Origin of the sequence: Anaerostipes sp. 992a (assembly GCF_001940245.1) — a bacterium.
Classification (GTDB): domain Bacteria; phylum Bacillota; class Clostridia; order Lachnospirales; family Lachnospiraceae; genus Fimousia.
Genome location: NZ_MJIG01000004.1, coordinates 625,881 through 651,118, shown reverse-complemented (window position 1 = coordinate 651,118; position 25,238 = coordinate 625,881). Strand labels below are relative to the sequence as shown.

Annotated in this window: 28 protein-coding genes; 22 read left to right on the top strand and 6 right to left on the bottom strand. The window is 40.6% G+C overall.

Going from position 1 to position 25,238, the window contains the following annotated elements; genetic code table 11:
• Nucleotides 1-4 precede the first annotated feature (4 nt).
• The 16 genes from BHF69_RS07395 to BHF69_RS07320 all read left to right on the top strand — a co-directional run bounded on the left by BHF69_RS07395 (nt 5) and on the right by BHF69_RS07320 (nt 13,464).
• On the top strand, nt 5-484 hold the full coding sequence (locus BHF69_RS07395) for a PTS sugar transporter subunit IIA (protein ID WP_075670396.1): 480 nt from the start codon (nt 5-7) through the stop codon (nt 482-484).
• Between the two features lies 1 nt (nt 485).
• On the top strand, nt 486-788 hold the full coding sequence (locus BHF69_RS07390) for a PTS sugar transporter subunit IIB (protein WP_075670395.1): 303 nt from the start codon (nt 486-488) through the stop codon (nt 786-788).
• A 27-nt stretch (nt 789-815) separates the two neighbouring features.
• Nucleotides 816-2,237, top strand: coding sequence for a PTS galactitol transporter subunit IIC (locus tag BHF69_RS07385; protein WP_075670394.1), 1,422 nt, complete (start codon nt 816-818; stop codon nt 2,235-2,237).
• A 14-nt stretch (nt 2,238-2,251) separates the two neighbouring features.
• The gene (locus BHF69_RS07380) at nt 2,252-3,544 is read left to right on the top strand and encodes a sn-glycerol-1-phosphate dehydrogenase (RefSeq protein ID WP_075670393.1); all 1,293 of its coding nucleotides are present in this window, start codon (nt 2,252-2,254) and stop codon (nt 3,542-3,544) included.
• Between the two features lie 14 nt (nt 3,545-3,558).
• Entirely contained in the window at nt 3,559-4,245 is a 687-nt protein-coding gene (locus BHF69_RS07375; protein WP_075670392.1) for an L-ribulose-5-phosphate 4-epimerase, read from the top strand.
• A 60-nt stretch (nt 4,246-4,305) separates the two neighbouring features.
• A complete protein-coding gene (locus BHF69_RS07370) occupies nt 4,306-5,331 on the top strand; it encodes an NAD(P)-dependent oxidoreductase (protein WP_158022564.1) in 1,026 nt (341 codons plus the stop codon).
• A gap of 137 nt (nt 5,332-5,468) precedes the next feature.
• Complete coding sequence (locus BHF69_RS07365) at nt 5,469-5,621, top strand: spore coat associated protein CotJA (protein WP_075671769.1); 153 nt, start codon at nt 5,469-5,471, stop codon at nt 5,619-5,621.
• Nucleotides 5,618-5,872 carry a spore coat protein CotJB gene (locus BHF69_RS07360; RefSeq protein ID WP_143249507.1) on the top strand — a complete coding sequence of 85 codons (255 nt, stop codon included), beginning with the start codon at nt 5,618-5,620 and terminating at the stop codon, nt 5,870-5,872. Before BHF69_RS07365 ends, BHF69_RS07360 begins: the two co-directional genes overlap by 4 nt.
• A 3-nt stretch (nt 5,873-5,875) precedes the next feature.
• Nucleotides 5,876-6,541, top strand: coding sequence for a manganese catalase family protein (locus BHF69_RS07355; RefSeq protein WP_075670390.1), 666 nt, complete (start codon nt 5,876-5,878; stop codon nt 6,539-6,541).
• 121 nt (nt 6,542-6,662) lie between these two features.
• The gene (locus tag BHF69_RS07350; protein ID WP_075670389.1) at nt 6,663-7,145 is read left to right on the top strand and encodes a LeuD/DmdB family oxidoreductase small subunit; all 483 of its coding nucleotides are present in this window, start codon (nt 6,663-6,665) and stop codon (nt 7,143-7,145) included.
• A 5-nt stretch (nt 7,146-7,150) separates the two neighbouring features.
• A complete protein-coding gene (locus tag BHF69_RS07345) occupies nt 7,151-8,389 on the top strand; it encodes a 3-isopropylmalate dehydratase large subunit (protein ID WP_075670388.1) in 1,239 nt (412 codons plus the stop codon).
• A gap of 13 nt (nt 8,390-8,402) precedes the next feature.
• Complete coding sequence (locus tag BHF69_RS07340) at nt 8,403-8,894, top strand: LeuD/DmdB family oxidoreductase small subunit (RefSeq protein WP_075670387.1); 492 nt, start codon at nt 8,403-8,405, stop codon at nt 8,892-8,894.
• Nucleotides 8,895-8,906: 12 nt separating this feature from the next.
• Nucleotides 8,907-10,154, top strand: coding sequence for a 3-isopropylmalate dehydratase large subunit (locus tag BHF69_RS07335; RefSeq protein WP_075670386.1), 1,248 nt, complete (start codon nt 8,907-8,909; stop codon nt 10,152-10,154).
• Between the two features lie 8 nt (nt 10,155-10,162).
• Complete coding sequence (locus tag BHF69_RS07330) at nt 10,163-10,828, top strand: hypothetical protein (protein ID WP_075670385.1); 666 nt, start codon at nt 10,163-10,165, stop codon at nt 10,826-10,828.
• Nucleotides 10,829-10,980: 152 nt separating this feature from the next.
• Nucleotides 10,981-12,744, top strand: a complete 1,764-nt coding sequence (gene dnaK / locus BHF69_RS07325) for a molecular chaperone DnaK (RefSeq protein WP_075670384.1) — start codon at nt 10,981-10,983, stop codon at nt 12,742-12,744.
• Nucleotides 12,745-12,756: 12 nt separating this feature from the next.
• Nucleotides 12,757-13,464: a J domain-containing protein gene (locus BHF69_RS07320; RefSeq protein WP_075670383.1), complete on the top strand. Its 708-nt coding sequence runs from the start codon at nt 12,757-12,759 to the stop codon at nt 13,462-13,464.
• Nucleotides 13,465-13,643: 179 nt separating this feature from the next.
• On the opposite strand, the gene BHF69_RS14250 is transcribed toward BHF69_RS07320, so the two are convergent.
• The 6 genes from BHF69_RS14250 to BHF69_RS07290 form a co-directional block, all read right to left on the bottom strand.
• A complete protein-coding gene (locus BHF69_RS14250; RefSeq protein ID WP_075670382.1) occupies nt 13,644-14,699 on the bottom strand; it encodes an ABC transporter substrate-binding protein in 1,056 nt (351 codons plus the stop codon).
• On the bottom strand, nt 14,683-15,498 hold the full coding sequence (locus BHF69_RS14245) for an ABC transporter permease (protein WP_075670381.1): 816 nt from the start codon (nt 15,496-15,498) through the stop codon (nt 14,683-14,685). Before BHF69_RS14245 ends, BHF69_RS14250 begins: the two co-directional genes overlap by 17 nt.
• Nucleotides 15,499-15,502: 4 nt before the next feature.
• The gene (locus tag BHF69_RS07305) at nt 15,503-16,324 is read right to left on the bottom strand and encodes an ABC transporter permease (protein ID WP_075670380.1); all 822 of its coding nucleotides are present in this window, start codon (nt 16,322-16,324) and stop codon (nt 15,503-15,505) included.
• Nucleotides 16,325-16,327: 3 nt separating this feature from the next.
• Nucleotides 16,328-17,374 (bottom strand): spermidine/putrescine ABC transporter ATP-binding protein, encoded by a 1,047-nt coding sequence (gene potA / locus BHF69_RS07300; protein WP_075670379.1) that lies wholly within the window; start codon nt 17,372-17,374, stop codon nt 16,328-16,330.
• 21 nt (nt 17,375-17,395) lie between these two features.
• Nucleotides 17,396-17,929 (bottom strand): cupin domain-containing protein, encoded by a 534-nt coding sequence (locus BHF69_RS07295; protein ID WP_075670378.1) that lies wholly within the window; start codon nt 17,927-17,929, stop codon nt 17,396-17,398.
• Between the two features lie 133 nt (nt 17,930-18,062).
• The gene (locus tag BHF69_RS07290) at nt 18,063-18,791 is read right to left on the bottom strand and encodes a hypothetical protein (protein ID WP_075670377.1); all 729 of its coding nucleotides are present in this window, start codon (nt 18,789-18,791) and stop codon (nt 18,063-18,065) included.
• A gap of 306 nt (nt 18,792-19,097) precedes the next feature.
• Between BHF69_RS07290 and BHF69_RS07285 the strand changes: the two genes are divergently transcribed.
• The 6 genes from BHF69_RS07285 (at nt 19,098) to BHF69_RS07260 (ending at nt 25,212) form a co-directional block, all read left to right on the top strand.
• The gene (locus BHF69_RS07285) at nt 19,098-20,339 is read left to right on the top strand and encodes an ammonium transporter (protein WP_075670376.1); all 1,242 of its coding nucleotides are present in this window, start codon (nt 19,098-19,100) and stop codon (nt 20,337-20,339) included.
• Between the two features lie 26 nt (nt 20,340-20,365).
• On the top strand, nt 20,366-20,710 hold the full coding sequence (locus BHF69_RS07280) for a P-II family nitrogen regulator (protein ID WP_075670375.1): 345 nt from the start codon (nt 20,366-20,368) through the stop codon (nt 20,708-20,710).
• Nucleotides 20,711-20,781: 71 nt separating this feature from the next.
• Nucleotides 20,782-21,537 carry an N-acetylmuramoyl-L-alanine amidase gene (locus BHF69_RS07275; RefSeq protein WP_075670374.1) on the top strand — a complete coding sequence of 252 codons (756 nt, stop codon included), beginning with the start codon at nt 20,782-20,784 and terminating at the stop codon, nt 21,535-21,537.
• 94 nt (nt 21,538-21,631) lie between these two features.
• Nucleotides 21,632-22,393, top strand: a complete 762-nt coding sequence (locus tag BHF69_RS07270; protein WP_242946130.1) for a polysaccharide deacetylase family protein — start codon at nt 21,632-21,634, stop codon at nt 22,391-22,393.
• 72 nt (nt 22,394-22,465) lie between these two features.
• Complete coding sequence (locus BHF69_RS07265; RefSeq protein ID WP_083651153.1) at nt 22,466-24,157, top strand: hypothetical protein; 1,692 nt, start codon at nt 22,466-22,468, stop codon at nt 24,155-24,157.
• A 59-nt stretch (nt 24,158-24,216) separates the two neighbouring features.
• Nucleotides 24,217-25,212 (top strand): 2-hydroxyacid dehydrogenase, encoded by a 996-nt coding sequence (locus BHF69_RS07260; RefSeq protein ID WP_075670373.1) that lies wholly within the window; start codon nt 24,217-24,219, stop codon nt 25,210-25,212.
• Nucleotides 25,213-25,238: the final 26 nt, after the last annotated feature.

The following is a 25,238-nucleotide window of genomic DNA, read 5'->3' as shown; positions in this document are numbered from 1 at the left end:
TAGTATGATTTGGGAAGATTTAAATGAAAATCTTATTTTATTAGACTTAGATTTGAAAAGTTCAGAAGAGGTATTTCGAACAATTGGAGGAACTCTGACAAAGGAAGGATACTGTAAAGATACATATGTTCAGGCATTGATTGATCGTGAGAAGGATTTTCCAACAGGAATCAATATGGGGAATTTCGGAATAGCAATTCCACACACGGACCGGAGACATGTCATTAAAGGTGGGGTGGCCATTGGACAGCTGAGAACGTCGGTTAAGTTTTATCAAATGGGGAGTATGGATGAAGAGGTTTGTGCAAAATTAATTTTTATGTTGGCAGTGGATGATCCAAAGAGTCATTTGACATTTTTGCAGAGAATATTACAGGTCGTACAGGATGGTAATGTTTTAGAAAAGCTTATAAAAGCAAAAAGTAAAAATGAAATTTATGAAATTATCAGAGAAAAAGAAGAGTTATTAGAAAAGGAGAAATAGTATGTCATTAGTGAATATTTTATCAGTATGTGGTTCAGGAACAGTTACATCATCAATGGTAGCAGCAAAATTAAAAGAAAAATTAGGAGATCGGGGATATTCAGTGACTACAACAGAGGCACGTCCAACAGAAGCGCTGAATTTAGCACAATCTGGACGTTTTGATGTTTTGACACATACAAGTCCATTACCGGATGGTGATTATGGAATTCCAACAATCAATGCTTTTGCATGTATTACCGGAATAGGGGAAGATCAGTTTATTGATGAGGTAGTATCAGCATTACAGTCTGTAGGAAAATAATCATTAGAATATTAGGAGGGTAAAAGTATGGAAGCATTTTTAATTACGTTAAAAGCAATCATAGATAATTTTGGTTCTGCGATCATTGTACCATTCATTATCTTTATTATTGCATTGATTTTTAGAGTAAAAGTTCAAAAAGCGTTTTTATCAGCGTTATATGCTGGAGTGTCATTAATGGGATTTACTCTGGTATTAGGGTCTTTTACACCGATTATTACGCCAATGGTTCAGTCAATGTCTGAAACGATGGCAGGAATTACTGGTGTTATGTTAAATACCTTTGATGTGGGTTGGCAGGCGACTTCTGTAGTTGCATTTGCTACCAGTGCAGGAATGATTTATCTGGGACTTGGTATTTTACTGCAAACCATATTATTCCTGGTTAAGTGGACAAATATTTTCCAGCCTTCTGATTTATGGAACAACTATTCTTACATCGTATGGGGTGCTATGGTTATTTTTGTAACCGGAAGTTTTCCACTTGGAATCGCATGTATGATCTTATTGAACTTATATAGCTTATTGATTTCTGAGTTAGTTGCCAAAAGATGGTCAAAATATTATAACTATCCAAACTGTACGATTATTGCTATGCATAACGTAGAGCCTGCAATCTTTGCGATTATATTTGATCCAATTCTGAATTTATTACATTTTGACAAGATCAAATTAAATCCAAAATCTATTGAGAAGAAGATTGGGTTCTTAGGAGAACCAATGACATTGGGATTATTCCTTGGATTATTCATCGGTATTTTAGGAAGCGTTGAGAATTTAGGTTCTATTGCAACATGGGGAGATATTTTAGAAGTTGCAGTGGCAACCAGTGCAGTTATGGCAATTTTCCCTAAAATCGCTAGTATGTTTGCGCAGGCATTTGCTCCAATTACAGAAGCAGCTCGTAAATTTATGGGAAAAGCAGGGGACAGAGAATGGTATATTGCAGTAAATGATGCGGTTGGTTATGGAGAACCGGCAACCTTAACAAGTGGATTGTTATTAATTCCGATCATGATTGTGGTAGCAACCATTCTTCCTGGAAATCAGGTACTTCCAGTTGTTGACTTATTGGCAATTCCATATATGGTACAGGGCTTAGTTGCAGTTTATAAAGGAAATATGTCAAAGATCATCGTAGCAGGAACCATCTGGTTTAGTTTAGGATTATTAATGTGTACTTATACAGCACCATTATTCACTCAGGTCGCATTACAGGCAGGATTTGCAATTCCAGCAGGAGCAGCGATGATTACAAGCTTTAATATTCTTGGAAAGCCAATGTTAGGTCTGGTATTCTTGGCGTTTTTATCTCAGAATCCATTATTTATTGGAATCGCAGTAGCAGTATATGCAGTAGCATTTATTGTATTCAAGACAAAAAATAAAGAAATCGTAGCTTATCTGGATAAACAGGCAGAAAAGAATGAAGCGGCAACACAGCAGTAGATGGAGGTTAAAATATGAGAATTGATATGCAGGAATTTCGAAAGCCTTGTAGCTGTGGAAGACAACATGAAGTAATTGTAGATGATATTATAATTGAACAAGGGGCAATTGAAAAATTACCTGAGATTTTAGCAAGAGAGAAATATCAATCTTTTCAAAAGATTGTCATGATTTGTGATGAGAATACATATAAATCTGCTGGAGAAAAAGTGGAAACACTGATTCCCGATTTAGAGAAAGTTGTATTAGATCCAGAGAATCTTCATGCCAATGAACATGGAGTAGAAGCTGCGAAGAAAGGACTGGATGTAATCGGAAAACCAGATTTAATGATCGCAGTAGGTTCCGGAACTATACATGATATTACCAGATATCATGCGTATAACATGAAAATCCCATTTTTCTCAGTGCCAACTGCAGCAAGTGTAGATGGATTTGTATCTACAGTAGCAGCTATGACCTGGCATGGATTTAAGAAAAGCTTTACCGCAGTTTCTCCAATCGTGGTAATTGCTGACAGCGATATTTTTAAAAAAGCACCAATGCGTCTGACTGCATCAGGAGTTGCAGACTTATTAGGAAAATATACTGCATTGGCAGATTGGAAGATTGCACATGTTCTCACAGGGGAGTATATCTGCAAGGAAATCTGTGATTTAGAGTATCGTGCTTTAAATGAACTGATTCAGAGTCTAGATGGTCTGACAGCAGGGGATGCAGATGCTTATGAACAGTTGATGTATGGACTATTACTTTCTGGAATTGCGATGCAGATGACTGGTAACTCAAGACCAGCCTCTGGAGCAGAGCATCATATGTCACATCTGTGGGAAATGGAAGTATACAACGATTATATTGATTTTTATCATGGAGAAAAAGTCGGAGTAGGGCTGGTACTGGCATCCAGAATTTATCATCATGCTGCAGAATATATGGAAGAACATGATTTTACAGTGAAAGAGAAGATGGAAGTGGAAGAAGCAGCAATTAAAGAATCTTTTACAAAGCCTGGAATGTATGAATCCATTATGGATGAGAACACCCCAAATTTATTAGAATTGATTCATTCTGAACATCTGATTGCAAAGAAGAATGAGATCATTCAGATTATTAAAGAAATTCCAACAGAAGAAGAGCTGAAGACTATGCTTGGTAAGGTAAAAGGAGTTTGTACTTTAGAAGATCTGGGATTTGATCATAGCTTTCAGAAGAAAACAGCCTTTTTATCTCCATATGTCAGAGCAAGAATTACGTTTATGCGCGTGCTGAAATTCTATGATTTTTATGAAAAAGTCATTTCTGAATAGGGGGGAGAACGAATATGTTAGAAGCGTTAAAAGAAGAGGTATGGAAAGCAAATCTTTTGCTTCCTCAAAAAGGTTTGGTTCTCTATACATGGGGAAATGTAAGTGCGATTGACCGAGAGAAAGAACTGGTGGTCATTAAACCTAGCGGAGTTTCCTATGATGAGATGAAACCTGAAGATATGGTGGTTATTGACTTGGAAGGAAATGTGGTAGAGGGGAACCTAAAACCTTCTTCTGATGCACCAACTCACCTGGTATTGTATCGCGAATATGATGAAATTGGTGGAATTGTGCATACCCATTCTACATGGGCGACGATTTGGGCGCAGGCAGGAAAATCCATTCCACCTCAGGGAACCACCCATGCGGATTACTTTTTTGGAGAAGTTCCATGTACACGTAAGCTGAATATTCAGGAGATTAATCAGGATTATGAGGTGGAAACAGGGAATGTCATTGTAGAGACCTTTATGGGGAAAAACCCAATTCATTGTCCAGGGGTGATTGTCAATGATCATGGACCATTTACCTGGGGAAAGGATGCCAATGAGGCAGTTTATCATGCAGCTGTTTTAGAGCAGGTTGCAAAGATGGCATATTTTACAGAAGGATTGTCTCCAGCTTCACAAATGGATAAGGTCTTAATGAATAAACATTTTTCCAGAAAACACGGAAAAAATGCATATTATGGACAGTCATAAATATGAAAGGGGCGGGAGTCATCCTGCCCCTTTGCTATGGGAAAAGGAAGTGAAACAGAAGTGTTGATCGATACAAAAAGAATGTGGAAAGCCATTGTCATTGGAGATGCGTTTATATCTCCGGATACCATGGAAGCAGCCTTACGGGAATCAGATTTAAAAGTTCAATATATCAAAAAGCTCTTTTGGGGAAGTCGTGATAAGAATATTTATACAAAGATGCAGCAAAGAGTGGAAAGATATGGTCCAGAAGCAGAGCCATGGGCAGAAGGCTTAGAGGATGTCATTGAAGATGCTGATCTGATTTTTCATTGCTATGCACCGTTATGTAAAGAGATCTTGGAAAAAGGAAAAGAGTTAAAGGTAATCCTGACTTGCCGGAGTGGAACAGAACAGATTGACATGGATTATTGTACAAAGAGGCATATTCAGGTAGAAACAGTTGTCAGAAATAAAACTGCAGTAGCAGAATTTGTAGTCGGACAGATGATTGCTCTTACAAGGAATATCGCCGTCAGCGATAGAAAAATGAAAGGAGGAACATGGACGAAGAATTATGAAAATGATATTTTTCGCAGGAGTATAGCAGATCAGACTGTCGGTATCATCGGAATGGGAAATATCAGTCGGGAATTACTAAAGCTGTTAAAGGTTTTTGGATGCCAGATTTTAGTATGCAGCAGCCATATGGAAGAAGGAAAGGATGGTTGCATCACCTATACCAAGTCTATGGAACAGGTTTTTCGGGAAGCGGATATCATTACTTTGCAACTACGGGAGTGTGAAAAAACGCGCAATATTATTGACAGGGAGCTGTTATCCCTAATGAAACCGTCGGCATATCTGATTAATACGGCACGTGCGGGAATTTTGGATTATGATGCATTGTATGAGCGGTTAGCAGAGAAAAAAATCGCTGGTGCAGCATTGGATGTATTTCCTGAGGAACCTTTTTTGGAGAAAAGATTTTTCAGATTGGATTCTGTACTTCTGACGCCTCATGTTGCAGGGGATACTTTAGATGCTATTGCCAATGCTCCATATGCATTAATGAAAAAGTTAAAAGAAGAAGGAAAGATAGAATAAATACCCTCCCTTTTCTTTCCTTGCATCAGCACTTTCCTTTTCGCACATTCTAAACTTACAGACATAAACTGTAATAGAATAAGAAAGGAGAGCAAACATTGGAAGATTGTCAGAGATATTCGAAGAGACGTCGGCCTATGTCATTAGAAGGACTTCCACTGGCAATGGCATATGTTCCATGGCAGCAATGGGGCAATTTATATAGTCCTGAAAAGGGCTTTCGGGAGGGAACCATATTTCAGGATCTGGATTTTCCATTTCATGGAGGAAAGGGAGGATGCAGGCGATGAGATATAGCAAAAAGGAATTGTTGGATTATATTAATGTGGTAAGTTTTGCGGTAGATGATGTAAAATTGTATTTGGATACTCATCCAACAGATGAAGCAGCCATTGAATATTTTAATAATTATCAGAAAGCCAGAAATCAGGCGTTGAAGGAGTATGCAGCAGCCTTTGGTCCTTTGACCATTGATACTGCTGTGATCCGAAGCGAATTTACCTGGGCGACGCAGCATTGGCCATGGGAATGGGAGGGATAAGATATGTGGAATTATGAAAAAAGATTGCAATATCCAGTCAAGATTAAGAATCCGGATCCCAAAATGGCACAGGTTATCATCAGTCAGTTTGGAGGACCGGATGGAGAATTGGCGGCTTCTATGAGATATCTGTCTCAGCGCTACGCGATGCCATATCATGAGGTGTGCGGGGTACTCACGGATATCGGGACAGAAGAACTGGCCCATATGGAAATTGTCTCTGCCATTGTGCATCAGCTGACGAGAAATCTGTCAGTGGAAGAGATCAAGAAATCAGGCTTTGACAAATATTATGTAGATCATACACTGGGGCTTTGGCCACAATCAGCAGGAGGGGAAGCATTCACTTCTAAGTTTTTCCAGTCTAAAGGAGATCCGATTACGGATCTGACCGAAGACCTGGCTGCAGAGCAGAAAGCAAGAACTACTTATGATAATATCTTACGTCTGATCGATGATCCGGATATTATCGATCCAATTCGATTTTTAAGACAGAGAGAACTGGTGCATTTTCAAAGATTTGGAGAGGCCTTGAGAACGGTTCAGGATCATCTGGATGCTAAGAACTTTTATGCATTTAATCCTGCATTTGATAAGGCATGGCAGCCATCTCGAGAAGGAGAGCATAATAGTGGAAATTGCGGATGCAAACAGAATCATATGAAATAGAGAAAAAGGTGTCGCATGTGAAGCGGCACCTTTCTTTTGGTGATATAAAATTCCTTTTTCTTGAAATATTATGCATTTTAGGGTATTCTAAAAGGTAGAAAGAATTTAGGAGGAAATTGTAATGAGCAAGAGCCGTGTATGGAAATTCCATAATGATGTAGACACAGATCAGATTATTGCGTCTCAGTATTTATTATTGCCAAATATTGACGAGATGAAAGGTTATACATTTGAATCATTAGATCCTGACTTTGCGAAAAAGGCACAGGCTGGAGATGTAATTGTAGCGGGAGAGAACTTTGGATGTGGTTCTTCCAGAGAGCAGGCACCAAGTGTATTAAAGGCATTAGGGATTAAGGCTGTTGTTGCAAAATCATTTGCAAGAATCTTTTATCGCAATGCCATTAATGTAGGGCTTCCAGTTATTATCTGTAAGGATTTGTATGATGATGTGAATGAATTAGACGAAGTAGAATTGGATTTACTGGCAGGAAGTATTGCATTTGGTGAAAAGGAATATACTTGTACCAAACTGCCGGAACTGATGCAGACAATTTTAAATACAGGTGGATTGATCAATTATTTAAATAATGGTGAGGTGTAAAAGCAATGGGAATGACAATTGGCGAGAAAATTATTGCAAGAGCAGCTGGTGTTTCTGAAGTAAAAGCCGGCGATATACATACCGTAACTTTGGATCGTTTGATGTCAAATGACGGAACTACACATTTGACCATCGATATGTACAACAATCAGTTAAAGAATCCAAAGATTGCGGATAAGGATAAGATTGTATTTATCATGGATCATAATGTACCTGCAGAAAATCCAAAAACTGCACAGGCACATAAGAAGATGCGTGATTTTGCAAAGGAAAATGACATTGTATTATATGAAGGAAAGGGTGTCTGCCATCAGATCATGGTAGAGGATTTTGTATGCCCTGGAGAGCTGATCTTTGGTGCGGATTCTCATACTTGTACTTATGGCGCTTTAGGGGCATTTGGTACAGGGGTTGGATGTACAGACCTTTTATATGCCATGGTAACAGGAAATTCATGGGTACTGGTACCGGAAACCATTCGTTTTAATCTGACAGGGAAGCTTCCAGAAGGAGTATATCCAAGAGACTTAATCTTAACGATCATTGGTGATATTGGAGCCAATGGAGCCAACTATAAGATCATGGAATTTGCTGGAGAAGGCGCTCATAACTTGAGCATCAATGACCGTTTGGTGCTTTGTAATCTGGCAGTGGAAGCAGGTGCCAAGACAGGTATCGTTGAGCCGGATGAGAAGGTGGTAGAATATGTGGAAGCGCATGGAAGAAAGGCAGAGAATCTGTTCGTCAGCGATGAAGATGCGGTGTTTGAAAAAGTATACAATTATGATTTAAGTCAGATTAAGCCAGTCGTGGCTCGTCCAGATTTTGTAGACGATGTGATTCCATTAGAGGAATTAGAGCCAGTGAAGATCGATCAGGCATTCTTAGGATCCTGTAACAACGGCCGTATTGATGAGCTGCGCATTGCTGCCAAATTATTAAAAGGCAAAAAGGTATGCGAGGATGTACGTTTTATCGTAGCACCAGCTTCTAATGCAGTTTATTTACAGGCATTGGAGGAAGGAATCATTGATATCCTGATGGAAGCAGGGGCAATGGTGATGAATGCCAACTGTAGTGTGTGCTGGGGAAGCTGCCAGGGGGTCATCGGAGAGAATGAAGTTTTGATTTCTACTGGAACCCGTAATTTCAAAGGGCGTGCAGGACATCCAAGCTCAAAGGTATATTTAGGATCTGCCGAAACAGTGACTCGTGCAGCGATTACAGGATATATTCAGGCGTAAGGAGGAGACAGATATGGAAAAATTTACAGGAAAAGTATGGGTGCTTGGAGATGACATCGATACAGATATTATCATTCCAACAGAATATTTGGCAATGCCGACCGTAGAAGATATGAAGCCATACGGATTTTCACCACTTCGCCCAGAGCTTGCCGCACAGATGAAAGAGGGCGATATTATCGTAGCAGGTAAGAATTTTGGCTGCGGTTCTTCCAGAGAACAGGCACCAGAAATTATCAAAGCGTTAAAGGTCAGCTGTGTAATTGCAAAATCCTATGCACGTATTTTCTTCCGTAATTCCATCAACAATGGATTACTGCTTATTGAAAATGATCAGATTCAGGATGCAGTAAAGGAAGGCGATGAACTTACTGTAACCTTAGGAGAAAAGATTGAACATAATGGCGTGGAATATCCGATCCACTCTTTGCCAGACAATCTAATGGACATTATCAATGCCGGCGGATTGGTAAAGGCAATGCAAAAGCGCAATAACGTAAAATAGGAGGATTGGACCATGGGAAATACATTAATTGAAAAAATTATTATGAGAAATATTGGGGCAGATAAGGTAGCTCCAGGTCAGATCGTAACGGTGAATGTGGACCGTGTTATGATTCATGACATTTTCATTCCATTTGTAGCAGAGAAATTTAAAGAAATGGGATTTACAAAAATCTGGGATCCGGATAAAGTTGTATTGATCTATGACCATTTAGTACCAGCAAGTGCGGTAGAGGACATCCGGCATTTTAAGATCGGGGATGCATTTGTGAAGGAATATGGTCTGACTCATGTACATAGAAATGACGGAATCTGTCATCAGCTGATGCCCGAGATGGGTTATGCACAGCCTGGAAACATCGTATTTGGTACAGATTCTCATACGATTACGTACGGTGGCGTGGGCTGCTTCTCATCTGGAATCGGCTATACGGAAATGGCAGCAATCTTAGGTACAGGGGAGATGTGGATTCGTGTTCCTGAAACTATTAAGATTGTAGTCAATGGAGAGCTTCCAGCGAATGTTACTTCCAAAGATGTGATCTTACGTTTGATTGGGGATTTAAGAGCAGATGGAGCAACTTATAAAGCACTGGAATTCCACGGCTCTGCCTTTGAGAATATGTCTGTGGCTTCTAGACTGACCATCTCTAATATGTCAGTAGAAGCAGGCGCTAAGGCGGCAATCTTTGCACCAGATACAAAGACAGCAGAATTCTCCGGCGTTCCTCTGGAAGATATCGATTGGATTTATGGAGATGAAGATGCAAACTATTGTCGTGTAATGGAATACGATGCTTCTGACTTTGAACCTGTGGTTGCATGTCCTTCTCAGGTTGACAGTATCAAATCTGTGGCAGAAGTGGCAGGTACCAAATTAGATCAGGTATTTATCGGTTCTTGTACCAACGGACGTTTGGAAGACCTTGCCATTGCAGCTAAGATCTTAGAAGGTAAGAAAGTTGCCGACTTTGTGAAATTGATCGTAACTCCAGCGAGCCGCCAGATTTATCGCGATGCCATCAAAGCAGGCTACATGAAGACATTAGTAGAAGCAGGAGCCATTGTAACCCAGCCGGGATGTGGTTTATGCTGTGGACGTGCAGGCGGAATCCTATCCGATGGGGAACGGGTATTAGCAACCAACAACCGTAACTTCCTTGGACGTATGGGAACCAACAAAGTAGAGATTTATCTTGGTTCTCCGGCAAGTGCTGCTGCATCTGCGATTACAGGGGAAATTACAGTACCAGAATTATAATATGTGATATGAAACAGAACTATATATATATTGTAATATCCAGAACACCATCCAAGTTTGCAAAGTTGATTCGCAAGACCATGGGAATTGAGTATAACCATGCATCCATTTCCTTAGATGAAGATTTGGAGGAAATCTATGCGTTTGCTAGGTATCAAAACCATGTACCGGTGGTAGCCGGGCTGGTAAAGGAGAATGCCAGCCGTTTCACCCTATGTCAGTATGAGGATGTGAAGATTAAGATTTACAAGGTTCCTGTTACGGGGGAACAATATCTTCAGATTTGTCAGGACATTGAGCGAATCATGCAGGATGAGGAATACCACTATAATTTATTTTCTGCATTAACCTTTCCAGTATTCAAGGGCTTTGAAACGTATAAGGCCTATACGTGTATTGAATTTGTTATGAATATGCTTCTGGAGGCGGGAATTGAGCTTGAGAAGCCAACCTGGTCCTATCATCCGGAAGAAATTGTGAATATACTGGGAGAATATGAGTGTTACAGTGGAAATCTTCTGGAATATCGGGAGTTTGAACAAGATCCAGAATCTGAGTTTTTTGAAAAACCAGAACGGATTGCGGCATGGAAGGCAAGTGCCGTGATTATGGGTGTACTTTTATATCGAAATATATCAGGATTATGTGCCAATTTGGCAGATATGATCTTATAAAGAAAGCTGTCACGCTAGCTGGAATTTTAGTTAGGTGACAGTTTTATCCTTTTTTTATCATATTTTATTGCCAGTTAATCTATGATTTATGGATTTGTGGTAAAGTAATATCTATGAGATTTTGAATACAGATCCACAAATGGAGGAACGATATGAGTAAAGTGATTGGAATTGATTTGGGTACAACGAATAGCTGTGTGGCAGTGATGGAGGGAGATCAGCCTATTGTGGTGGTGAATACCGAAGGAAACCGTACGACACCTTCTGTTGTGGCCTATAGTAACCGTGGCGAACGGCTGGTAGGTGAGACAGCAAAGCGACAGGCTGCCGTCAATGCCCGGGAGACCATCTTATCTATCAAACGAGACATGGGAACAGATAAGAAGCGGAAGTTAAATGGGAAATACTATTCTCCACAGGAGATTTCTGCTATGATCCTGCAGAAGCTTCGTAAAGATGCGGAAAGCTATATTGGAGAGCCGATTACAGAGGCAGTCATCACGGTACCGGCTTATTTTAATGATGCCCAGCGACAGGCAACCAAGGATGCAGGCAGAATCGCCGGATTGGAAGTAAAAAGAATTATCAATGAACCGACCGCAGCAGCGTTGGCCTATGGTCTTGATCATGGACAGCCTCAGAAGATTTTAGTGTATGACCTTGGTGGAGGAACTTTTGACGTATCCATTATCGAGATTGGAGATGGACTGATCGAAGTTCTCGCAACTGCCGGGGACAATCGCTTAGGTGGAGATGATTTTGATAAAAAGTTGTCTGATTATATCGTGGAAGAATTTCGAAAGACAGAAGGCGTGAATTTATCGAAAGATATGACAGCAATGCAACGGGTAAAGGAAGAAGCAGAACGTGTGAAGAAGGAGTTATCCTTTGCCCAGAGTGTTCATGTGAATTTGCCATTCATCATTGTGGATAAAAGTGGACCAAAGCATCTGGATATGATGATAACGAGAGAGATTTTTGACCGATTGACCTATGATCTGGTGGACCGAACAGCAGGTCCGGTACAGATGGCACTAAACGATGCGGGAATTACTGCAAGGGAATTGAGCAAGGTATTATTGGTGGGCGGATCTACCAGAATTCCAGCGGTACAGACAAAGGTCCGTCATCTGACGGGAATCGAACCTTCCAAAACCATGAATCCGGATGAATGTGTTGCCATGGGAGCGGCTATTCAGGGTGGAAAGCTAGGTGGTAATGTATCTTCAGGAAGTGCAGCCGCAGAGTTGATTTTAATGGATGTGACGCCATTATCTTTATCCATTGAAACTGTGGGCGGTGTATGTAACCGTATTATTGAAAGAAACAGCACAATTCCAACGAGACAGAGTAAAGTCTTTACTACAGCTGCTAATTTCCAGACTTCTGTGGATATTAAGGTTTATCAGGGCGAGCGGCAGTTTGCCAGAGACAATAAATTATTAGGAAATTTCCGATTAAAAGGAATTAAGCGTGCTATGGCAGGAGTTCCCCAGATTGAGGTAACCTTTGACATTGACGTGAATGGAATCGTAAAGGTATCAGCCAAGGATCTTGGAACTGGAAAGGAACAGGAGATTACCATTACCTCCAGCAACAACATGTCTGAAGAAGAAATTGAACGGGCAAGAGCAGATGCCGCTATGTATGAAAATGAAGATGCAGAGCATAAAGAATGGCTGGATCTTCGGTTTGAATCAGAGAATTTGGTGAATCGAACGGACCGATTATTGCGAGAACATAAAAAAGAAATTGACCGCGGGCAGCGTTCTGCGATAAAATCAGATATGAATAGATTGCGTAAGCTGGTAGCAAAGACAAAACCAGAGACAATTACCAAAGAGCAGGCAGAAGAAATCAGAGTGGCCAAAGAGCAGCTGGAACAGACCGCTACAGATCTGTTCCATCGAATGTAAAGAGGAAGTAAGATGGATCCATATAAAGTACTTGGATTGCCACAGACGGCAACCGATGATGAAGTAAAGAAAGCATATCGTAAACTGAGCCGGAAGTATCATCCGGATGCGAATATTAATAATCCCAATAAGGCACAGGCAGAGGAGAAGTTTAAAGAGATTCAGTCCGCCTATCAGATGATCATGAATAAAGACAAAGGCGGTTATGGAAGTGCCTATGGACAAGGAAGCTATGGACAGGGCAATCCTTATAGTGGCTATGGTCAGCAGGGTGCTTATGGCAACCGTGGATATCAGAGAAGTGGCCAGTCCCAGTGGGAGACCTACCAGGGTGGTCAGTCCAGCAATCGTTATATGCAGTCTGCGATCATGTATATTCAGATGGGGCAATATCAGGCCGCTTTACAGGTGTTAAATGAGATTGGACCACAGCTTCGAAATGGTCAATGGTATTATTTAAGTGCTATTGCCAATGCATATTCTGGCAACCGTGCCACTGCTATGAGTCATATTCGAACCGCCATGGAAAGAGAACCAGGTAATGCGACTTATGCTCAGTTCTATCAACAGTTGAGCAGTGGAAGCGAACAGTATATGGGCAGAGGAAGACAATATGGGAATCCAATGACGGAGATGAACGACTTCTGTTGCAAGCTTTGTTTGTTAAATATGGCATGCAATATGTGCTGTGCACCAGGTGTGTACTGTGGAGGTATGTAGAGTTTGAATAGGATTTGATGAATAGAAGAAAAATCTTTATGAATATTCTATAGATAATACTCATTCACTTTGTGTAAAAAAAATCAGTGGTAACATTGCTATTGCAGGTGGGAATTTTTTCGATCGAGTGGAGATAAAAAGCCAGCTATGTGAAAACAACATAGCTGGCTTTCCGTTTATTAATACGCTTTTACTTTTGTCCAAAGCTCAGAATAGTATTTCCGAAGTGTATTCTTCTGATAACGGAAAACTTGATCTTTATCATGACCAGTTCTTGGAATGAAGGCATCGATGCCCTTAAAATCATTATCTCTCATCATTTCAAAAGCTGGCTGGACGGCAGAGCTGTATCCAACTTCCTGAGAGTTTAAGTAGGCATTGTCCACATCACACATGAAGTTAATGAATTCATGGGCCAGTTCCGTATTCTTACAGGATTTGGTGATGACCATACAGTCTGTCCACATGTTGGTACCTTCTTCCGGTTCGAAGAAGTCCATATCTTCATTCTCACTCATGATTAGGGCGCCATCGCCGGAATACACAACAGCGATGGATTTGTTACCGGAGATCATATTATCGATGACGTCGTCGGTTACATATACTACATCCATGGTATCCCGCTGCTTCACAAGCCACCGGTAAGCCTTCTGGATCTTAGTCTTATTGGATGTATTCATGGAATAGCCAAGGGCTTTTAAGGCTACCATGAAGGAATCACGTTCGGAATCGTACATATAGATATCCCCTTTGTATTTTTTGTTTCGAAGAAGGTTCCATCCATCGGCCAGATCTGCTTTATCTACTACTTTCTTGTTATATAGGATTCCTACGGTTCCATAAAAATACGGGACGGAATATTCATTATCCGGATCAAACTTCTGGCCCATAACATCCGGGTTTAAGTTCTCCTTGTTGGAAATCTGATTCCAGTCAATCTTTGCCAGATAGTCTTCTTTGATCAGTCGCTCGATCATATAATCAGATGGAACGAGAATATCATAGGTTTCTCCGGTACGGATCTTTGTATACATGGATTCGTTGGAATCAAAGGTCTCATAGATGATCCTACAGTTATAGGCTTTTTCAAACTCGGTCAGCAGGGATTTATCAATATATTCCCCTGCATTGAAAATCTTTAGAACAGGCTTTTCCTTGTCCTTTTTCCCGCAGCCAGTAAGACCGAGGCTGAGGACCATGACGGCAATGAGTAAAACACTAACTAATTTTTTCATGTAAAGTTTCCTTTCTTCTCTTTCGAACAATGTAGGGTACAATCTTTACGACCAGCATAGTCAAAAAGATGATGGAAATCACGATCGTTGACAATGCATTGATGGTAGGATTGGTACGCTTAGTCATATTATAAACGATAATGGAGATATTAGAAACCCCATTCCCGGTTACAAAGTAAGAAATTACAAAGTCATCAAATGACATGGTAAATGCCAGCAAAGCACCGGCAAAAATTCCTTCCTTCAGCATAGGCAAAAGCACTTTATAAAGAGCCTGAAATGGCGTTGCTCCAAGATCTAAGGCAGCATCCACCAGATTGGGATCCAGAGTCTTCACTTTTGGATAAACGCTTGTAATGACATAAGGCGTACAAAAGGCAATATGGGCCAGAAGCATGGTCATATAGCCTTTGGAAATCCGAAGGGAAGAGAACAGGATCATAAAGCCAATGGCGGTTACGATTTCTGGATTCATGATGGGTACATTGTTTACATTGAGCAGGAGTTCCCGTACGATTTTTTTGCACTTGGAAAGGCCAATAGAAGTAATGGTCCCTAAAATTGTGGCAATGATCGTGGCAAAAATAGCAATGGATATGGAAACGGAAACCGCCGCCATAATCTCATTGTCTGAAATCAGATTGACATACCAACGCATGGAAAACCCGGTAAAGTGAGTCAGTGACTTGGAACTGTTAAAAGAAAAGAACATAGTCACTGCTATGGGCAGGTAGAAAAATGCGAAGATGATGCCAATATAAATACAATAAAATATTTTTGAAGTTGATAACTTTTTCATAATATTAGTCCTCATCATCAGGGTCTATTCTCTTTAGGAAGGAAATGGTAAACAGGATTACAACCGCAAGAATAAAGGAGATTGCACTTCCAAAATTCCAGTTTCCTACAGAGATAAATTGGTTTTCAATCAGGTTTCCGAGTAACGTATATTGGCCACCTCCCAAAAGCTTTGGAATGACGAAGGCGGAAATTGCCATTAAAAAGGTCAGAATGACTCCGTTTAGCACGCCTGGCAGGGAGTACTTGAATACCACCCGGGTAAAGGCCTGAAGCTTATTGGCTCCTAAGTCATAGGCGGCTTCTAAAAGTGCCGGATCCATTTTGCTTAACGATGTGTAGATCGGCAGGATCATAAAGGGCAAAAAGTTACAGACCAGACCGATGTTCACGGAAATTCCCGTATACATAATGGAAACAGGAGCGAGGCCAAGCTTACCAAGCAGCATATTAAAAATACCGTTATCGGATAAAATACTGATCCATGCATAAGTACGTAAAAGCAGGTTGATCCACATAGGAATCGTGGTAAAAAGGATCAGGATCGGCTGTACTTTTTCGTCAAATTTGGTGATCATATATGCCATCGGATAACCCAGCAGAAAACAGAGGGCAGTGGTAATCAGACCAACCTGAAAGGAACGGCTGAATACGGTGACATACAGAGGATCGATGATTTCCTGGAAGCTGTCCAGTGAAAAGGAAGCGTCCATAAGAGATAATCCTCCATCTGTAAAGGCATATAGTATGATCAACAAAAAAGGAATTACGATAAAAGCGGCGGACCATAAAATATAAGGTCCGGTCATATGTTTAAAATGTTTCATCTGCTATGCCTCCTTCATCTTATGCATAACATGAATATTATCTGGAATCACGGACATTCCAACTTCGGTTCCGACTTCGTAATAATGAGTCGTCTGCACCTTATAATCCCGATGGTGGCTATTTACGATAATTTCATAATGAACGCCTTTGAAGGTGATGGAAGTAACAGTGCCAGTCAGCTGACCATATTCAGGCTTGCTTAGGATCAAATCCTCTGGACGAAGTACCACCTCTACGTCTTCATTGGAAAGAAATCCATGATCGACGCACTTAAAGTCCTGATCGTCAAATGAAACAAGAAAATCTTCTTTCATAATTGCCGGAACAATATTGGATTCTCCAATAAACTGAGCCACAAAACGGTTCTTTGGTTCGTTATAAATATCGATGGGACTTCCGATCTGTTGGATGATGCCTTCGTTCATGACCACTACAGTATCGGACATGGAGAGGGCTTCTTCCTGATCATGGGTGACGAAGATAAAGGTGATTCCCACTTCTTTTTGAATCTTCTTTAATTCTACCTGCATTTCCTTTCGAAGCTTTGCATCCAGTGCTCCAAGAGGTTCATCAAGCAGCAGGACTTTTGGTTCGTTGACTAGTGCCCGGGCAATGGCAACTCGTTGCTGCTGTCCGCCAGACAACTGGTTAATGTTACGTTTTTCAAAACCCCTAAGACCTACCAGGTGCAGCATATGCTCCACTTTTTCTTGGATGACTTTTTTATCCATCTTTTTTAAAGAAAGGCCGAATGCTACATTTTCAAAGACACTCATAAATGGAAACAGGGCATACTTTTGAAAAACTGTATTAACTTCACGCTTATAAGGTGGAAGTTTTGACATATCAGTGCCTTCAAAGATCACGCTGCCGCTATCGGCTTCTTCAAAGCCACCGATAATGCGCAGAATCGTTGTTTTTCCACAGCCACTGGGACCTAAGAGGGTGAGAAATTCGTTCTCATATATAGTCAGATCAATGCCTTTTAGCACCTGATGATGTTCAAAGGTCTTGGTAATATTCTTTAATTCGATAATTTTCTTATTCATGAAATCATAAACTCCTTTCCACTAAAAACTTGGCGGTGAGGTTACCCATATGATGACAGCTCCTGATTTGGAAGTAATATAATGGGTCTTATCCGGAATATAATAAAAGGATTCGCCTTTTTTCGCACGATATTGATGTTTACCGATGGTGATGGTAATGGATCCGGAGATGACGTATCCGAACTCTTCTCCTTCATGCGGGGTATCTGGAATGGTGGAGCCACCGGGCTCTAGCGTAAGTCGGATGGGTTCCATCTCATTCTTCTGAGCATTTGGAATGATCCATTCTATCTTATTGTGGTATTCCGCATCTGTTTTCTCAAAGTAGTCGTCTTTCTTAAAGACAATCTGTTCCGGTACATCTTCTTGAAAAAAGTCGCCTAAGGAGGTTCCTAAAACCTGCAGAATGTCAACCAGAGTGGCGATGGAAGGGGAAGTCAGGTCTCGTTCTACCTGAGAAATAAATCCTTTCGTCAACTCACTGCGGTCTGCTAGCTCACTTTGGGTCAGTCCGTTCATAACGCGAAGTTCTTTTATTTTATGTCCGATTTTCATAAAAAACTCTCTTTCCTGTGTTTTGTTAAAATAAACAATTTGTTTAGCAAAACTAAACTCCAAAGCTTATTATACATCGTGTGAGAATTGTGTCAAGAAAAAAATTCCGCCGAAGGAAATCTTCGACGGAAAATTAAAATATTCGGTTTTTTGGTGGTTTGAATTTCTGAAATTTAGTTCTGCACATGTGAGTCGTACATTGGCTGCAGCGTAGGGCTTTGTTGGTCTGTTCAAAAAAGCGTTCGGGATATTTATAATAGCGATATTCCCAAAGAAATCCAAGGATCGCAGATACGAGGATCAAGCTGCTTCCAAATCGGCTGTCAATAAAAAAGAGCGGAGTGAAGGTCATCAGGGAATCCCATTTAAATACCCGACAGGTGGCGCAGCAGCGATTTTTCAAAATAAAGTACTGGAATGGACAGAAGAATAATACACAGACTAAATCTCCTACAAAATAGAGCATACAAAACCACAACAGCCATTCTTTGGTAAAAAGAACATGGCTTTTATATAAAAATCCAATGATCAGATTGGGGATGAGCCAGGTTAGAAGCATAAAGAAAGCACGCAGATTAGCTTCTTTGATGAGTCCTTTTAGTTCTATAGGATTACGGCCGGTGGGCTCATAGCATCTGGCAAACTGTTTTTCGGAGCCGATGCTGATATGCTTTCTTGGAAAAAAATCTGCGATCAGACCCGCCATGAGGATGATCCAAAGAAAATCTACAAACTGAAAACCGTCGGAAAATCCAAATTGATTGACATAGTCCAGTTGTTGGGGGTGAACGAGGAGCAAATAAGTAGTGATGATAAAAAGGATGGTACGCCCAAGAAAACGTACCCCATAGCGATGATACATAGAAAGCCTCCAATATTGTCTTATTTTATTCTCACTGTACGAAAAAGTGCAAAAATTGTCAAGAAATAATCATAAGTTTTTGCATGATTTGCTATTCTTTTAATAAAGAGAAGAAAAGAAAAAGTTAAAAAAATTAAAAATTCTACTTGTCTAATGTGTTAAAGTGTGGTAGACTCATGGCAGTGAACAAAGGTGTTTAAAATACGCAGGAAAAAAAGCGTATTTTAAGCACCTTTTTGCTTTCTAGAAAGACTTTACTATATTCATTTACAAAAGTATAAGAAAAGCTGAAAGGGAGGAATTGATATGAATACAGGAGATACCGCTTTTATGATAATTTCAGCCGCTCTGGTGTTTTTTATGACACCGGGTCTGGCATTTTTCTATGGAGGATTAGTAAGAAGAAAGAATGTATGTAACACGATGATGGCGTGTGTGGCAATTATGGGGATTTCCGTTGTCATGTGGGCTTTGTTTGGATATTCTTTGTCATTTGGGGGAAACCATGGAGGAATTATTGGGGATTTCAGATGGCTGGGATTAAATGGCGTAGGTATGGAAGCAGGACCTTATGCAGACAATATTCCACATCTGGTATTTTGTGCTTTTCAGATGATGTTTGCGATGATCACACCAGCATTGATTACCGGATCTTTAGTAGGTCGTATGAGATTTAAAGCTTTATTTCTTTTTGTTGCTCTTTGGTCAATTATCGTGTATTATCCGCTGGCCCATATGGTATGGGGAGAAGGAGGTTTCTTAGCTGCCATTGGCTCTGTAGATTTTGCCGGAGGGGATGTGGTACATATCAGTTCTGGTATCAGCGCAGTAGTTTTAGCAGTAATTCTCGGAAGACGAAGGGGATATGAACATACTACATACCGCATTCATAATATTCCATTTGTCGTATTAGGAGCATCCATGTTGTGGTTTGGCTGGTTTGGCTTTAATGCGGGAAGCGCACTCGGAGCAAATGGACTGGCAGCACATGCGTTTATGACATCTGCCATTTCTGCAGCATCAGCGTTGTTATCCTGGATGCTTTTGGATGTGGTAAAAGAAGGAAAGGCTACTTTAGTGGGAGCATCTACCGGCCTGGTCGTTGGTTTGGTAGCCATTACACCTGGTGCTGGATTTGTACCAATCTGGGCTGCCTTTATCATTGGAGCACTGGTAAGTCCAATCTGTTACTATGGAGTTATTTTTATTAAGAAAAAATTGAAAATTGATGATGCACTTGATGCATTTGGCTGTCATGGAATTGGTGGTATCTGGGGTGGTATTGCAACCGGAATTTTCACACAGAGCTCCATTAACGATGTTGCCCGTTGGGATGGATTGATTTTTGGTGATTATCATTTGTTCCTGGCCCAGATTATAGGAATTATTGTGACCATTGCCATTGCGATTGCAGGAACTTTGATCTGCGTTGCTATTGTAAAAGTATTCTCCCCTCTCCGTGTGGATGTGAGAGAGGAACAGCTTGGCCTGGACATTTCTCAGCATGGAGAAAGTGCATATCCTTGCTTTAATGGTCTGGATCAGTAGAATACAGTAAGAGGAGGAAAATTAGGATGATCAAGATAGATGCAATAATCAGAGAAGAAAAGTTTGAAGATGTCAAAGAAGCACTGCATAAAATTGAAGTAAATGGGCTTACGGTTTCACAGGTCATGGGATATGGTACTCAACGAGGTTATAAGGAAATCGTTCGAGGAATGGAAGTAGATGTTCAGATGCAGCCGAAAATTAAGTTTGAGATCGTAGTATCTTCGGAGGAATGGGAAAAGAAGGTCATGGATGCCATCTGTGAGGCGGCATTTACCGGAGATCCGGGAGATGGTAAGATCTTTAGCTATGAGATTCGCAATGCTATTAAGATTCGTACCAAGGAAGAGGGAATAGATGCGATCCTGTAACAGGAATGAATGGCACAAATGAATGGTTCCTTCATATAATGTAAGGAGAAGGTCAAGGAGGCTTTATTCCTATGAAGGTAGTCATCGATGCAGGACACGGTGGAAGTGATCCTGGTGCAGTATACAATGGAAGAAAAGAGGCGGAAGATAATCTGAACCTGGCATTAGAGCTTGGAGAGATTTTAAGAGATGCAGGTATTCAGGTTGTGTATACCAGAACGGGAGACGAAACTCAGACCCCATTTGAGAAGGCTTCTATTGGAAACCAGTCAGGGGCGGACTTATTCGTCTCCCTTCATCGTAATTCCAGTCCAATTCCCAATCAATATTCTGGTGTGGAGACACTGGTGTATGATGACAATGGCAAGAAGGCAGAACTGGCGAGAAGAATCAATGAGAATCTGACTACAGTAGGCTATCAGAATCTGGGAGTGAAGGAACGGCCGGGATTGGTAGTTCTTCGAAGGACCAATATGCCGGCAGTACTGGTAGAAAGTGGTTTTATCAATACGGATACTGATAATGCCATCTATGATACTCAGTTTCGGCAGATTGCGGAACAGATCGCAGATGCTATCATCAGCATGCAGCAGGATTTTGAGAGGAAAGGAAATTATCGGGTGCAGATTGGACTCTACCGGATGTTTTCCAATGCCCAGTATGCTTTGATGCAGGCGATTTCAAAAGGTTTTAACGGGGAAATCGTATCACAGGGAGAATATTATGCTGTTCTGGTGGGTAATACGGATTCCTATGCAAAAGCACAGGAGTTGGAGCGTCAGCTTCAGCAGGCTGGCTTTGATACGCTGATCATCACATCTAGGTAAATGCTGTGGAAACGATTATGTTCTTCTTTTCTCCGTGGAATATGGTTCTATTTTACCATCAGAAGCATATATTAGAAGAAAAGGAAGAAAATCCATGATGAAGATCATCTGTAAGATAATCCTTGCTGTTTTTTTGCTAGGATTATCTTATTTTTTTGGGCAGGTCTGGAAGGAAAATGTGCATGTGATCGATCCGGAGGAGAATAAGAACCTTCCTATATACTGTGTGGATACAAAAGAAAAGGCGGTTGCTCTTACCTTTGATGTTGCGTGGGGGAATGAAGATATGGATGAAATCCTGGATATCTTAAAGAAGGAGAAGGTGAAAGCGACTTTTTTTCTTACAGGAGAATGGGTCTCCAAATTCCCGGAGGATACCAAAAAGATTGCCAGGGAGGGGCATGAAATTGGAAATCATGGAGATAACCATAAGCATATGACCAGCTTGTCTAGGGAGGAGCAGAAAAAGGAGATTCGAGATCTTCATGAGAAGGTTCGGTTGCTGACAGGCAAGGATATGGAATTGTTTCGTCCACCTTATGGAGATTATGATGATACAGTCATTACTACAGCAAGAGAGAATGGATATGAGCCCATTCAGTGGTCGGTGGACAGTTTAGACTGGAAAGAATACGGAAGGGAGGCCATGATCACGCAGACGGTGGACAATAAGAATCTGACAGAGGGGGCGATTTTACTCCTTCATACGGGTACACTTTATACAAAAGAAGCACTGCCGGAGATTCTTCATAGGATCAAAGAAAAAGGATATCATTTTGTTCTTGTATCCCAGCTGATATATAAAAGTGATTTTTATATTGATTTTTCAGGAAAACAATATAAGAAAAGCAGATAGTGTGGAGAAAATTGCTTCGAAGGTCTTTTTTTGATATAATGCATACATAAGAAGAGCAAAGAGGTGATAAATATGTATCGAAGCCCATTGGTAGATTTGTTCAGACAGTTGTTTGAGCAGTTTCAAGCGAAAAAAGGAACAAAAAAAATGAAGAAGAAGGTATTTACAAAGAAGAGGGTCCTTTCATTGATGATCTGGATGATCATATTATTAGGAATCATTTATTATACAACACTTCCAGCTATTACGACCATGTCTACACAGATGTGGTACATTATCATTGCGATCGTGTTGGTTTTTATGGGGTTAAGTTGTTATCTGGATTATTCCAGAAAAGGCTTGATCGGACTTCGGTCTAAGATTTCCATGGTGGCAGTAGCGGCGATTATCCTATTTTTCTTAGGCGGGATGCTGCTTTCTTCTCCAATTCTATCTGCATCCAAATATGCAGGACTGATGGATATTGAGAATAAAGAATTTGTCAAGGATATCAAAGAGGTAGATAATATCAGTGATATTGCACTGATGGATTCAGAAAGTGCAGCAGTCATCGGTCAGCGTGCGGTAGGTTCTCTGTCTGATGTAGTCAGTCAGTATGAGGTCAGTGACGATTATACCCAGTTGGATATGAATGGAAAACCTATGAAGGTATCACCGCTTGAGTACGCAGGTTTTTTCAAATGGTTTAATAATAAGAAAGCAGGAATTCCAGGCTATGTTATGGTGGATCCTTTGGAAAATGAAGCAAAATATGTAAAATTAAAGAATCCAATGAAATATTCTATGTCTGCATATTTTGGCAAATATCTGCCAAGGCATTTGCGGTTTCAGTATCCAACCGCTGTTTTTGAAGGCTATTATTTTGAAATCGATGAGGAAGGAAATCCATATTATGTCTGTCCAGTGTTAAAAGCCAATGCAGGTTTATTTGGAGCAAAAGATGTAAAAGGTGTTGTGATCTGTGATCCTTGTACGGGAGATACGAAATATCATAAGGTTTCCAATATTCCAAGATGGGTAGATCATGTCTTTGATGGAGAACTGATGCTACAGAAGTACAAATGGAAAGGAACCTTATCCGGCGGATTTATTAACAGTGTGATCGGAAACAAAGGCTGCAAACAGCCAACGGATGATTATGGATACAGAGTTATGGGCGGAGATGTATGGATGTATACAGGAGTGACCTCTGTCAATGGCGACCAGTCCAATATCGCTTTTGTATTGATGAATGGAAGAACAGGAAAGGCAAAATATTATCCTGTTGTGGGATGTGATGAGAATTCCGCTATGTCAGCAGCAGAGGGTCAGGTACAGCATTTGAATTATACGGCATCCTTCCCTGCACTTATTAATATTAACAACCAGCCTACGTATATTATGGTATTAAAAGATAAGAGCCAGCTGGTGAAGATGTATGCGCTTGTTAACGTAGAAAAATACAACATTGTTGCTACGGGAACGTCGCAGAAAGAAGTGTTATCCCAATACCGGGAGATGATGTCAGAAGAAGGAATTGTAGATGAGGAAGAAGTGAAAAAGACGGAACAGGATCTGGAGAAAAAGATTACCGTCGCAGATGTAAACTATATTACCATGGATTCCGAAACCTATATTTATATTAGAGACCAGGAAGGTATCTTATATAAACAGAAAGTGTCCAGTGATGAGACTGTGATGTTCATTCAGAAGGGTGATGTGATTGATGTTTCTTATGAGGAAAACAGCAATCATATCTATGATCTGATTTCCTGGAAAAAGTAAATGTATAGTTTCCTTTCTTTTTTCACATGCTATGAAAAACAAAAGGCAGGGAAAAAGAAATGAAGATAGCATTTTACGATACAAAATCTTATGATCGAATCTGGTTTGAACCGCTTGCAAAGGAAAAAGGCATTGAAATTCGTTTTTTAGAGGCAAAATTAAATAAAGATACGGTACGTCTGTCTAAAGATTGTGATGCAGTGTGTATTTTTGTCAACGACAGTGCGGATAAGGATGTAATAAAAGCCCTGGATCAATATGGAACCAGGGCTATTTTGCTACGCTGTGCAGGCTATAATAATGTGGATATACAGGCGGCAAAGAACAAGATACATGTGCTTAGGGTTCCGAGTTATTCACCAGAAGCAGTAGCTGAATATACGATTGGGCTTTTGCTCACCATTAACCGGAAAATTCACAGAGCCTATAATCGGACACGGGAGTTTAATTTTTCCATTCATGGGCTTATGGGGATAGATCTGAAAGGAAAGACCGCGGGGGTAATTGGAACAGGAAGAATCGGACAAATGACTATGGATATTTTAAAAGGGCTTAAGATGAATATCCTGGCTTATGATGTGTATCCGAATCCCAACCTGGATGTACGATATGTTGAACTTACGGAATTGTTCGAAAAATCAGATGTGATCACCCTTCATTGTCCATTAACGAGAGAGACCAAGTATATTATCGACAAAAAGGCGATAAAGAGAATGAAGGAAGGAGTCATACTCTTAAACACATCAAGGGGAGGATTGATTCAGACCAAGGATCTTATAGAAGCGCTGGAACAAGGAAAATTTGCAGGAGTTGGTCTGGATGTATTTGAAGAGGAAGAGGAATTCTTCTTTGAGGACTGTTCTGACCAGATCATCACCAAGGATGCGGTCATTAAGCTGACTTCTTATCCTAATGTTATCCTGACCTCTCATCAGGGGTTCTTTACGCAGGAGGCGATGAAGCAGATTGCTGAGGTAACGCTTCAGAATGCACAGGATCTGATGGAGAACCGCAAAGGGGAAAATGGGTTGTATGACAATGAGATCAGGGAATAGATGATGACCCAATGAAAAAAGCACGA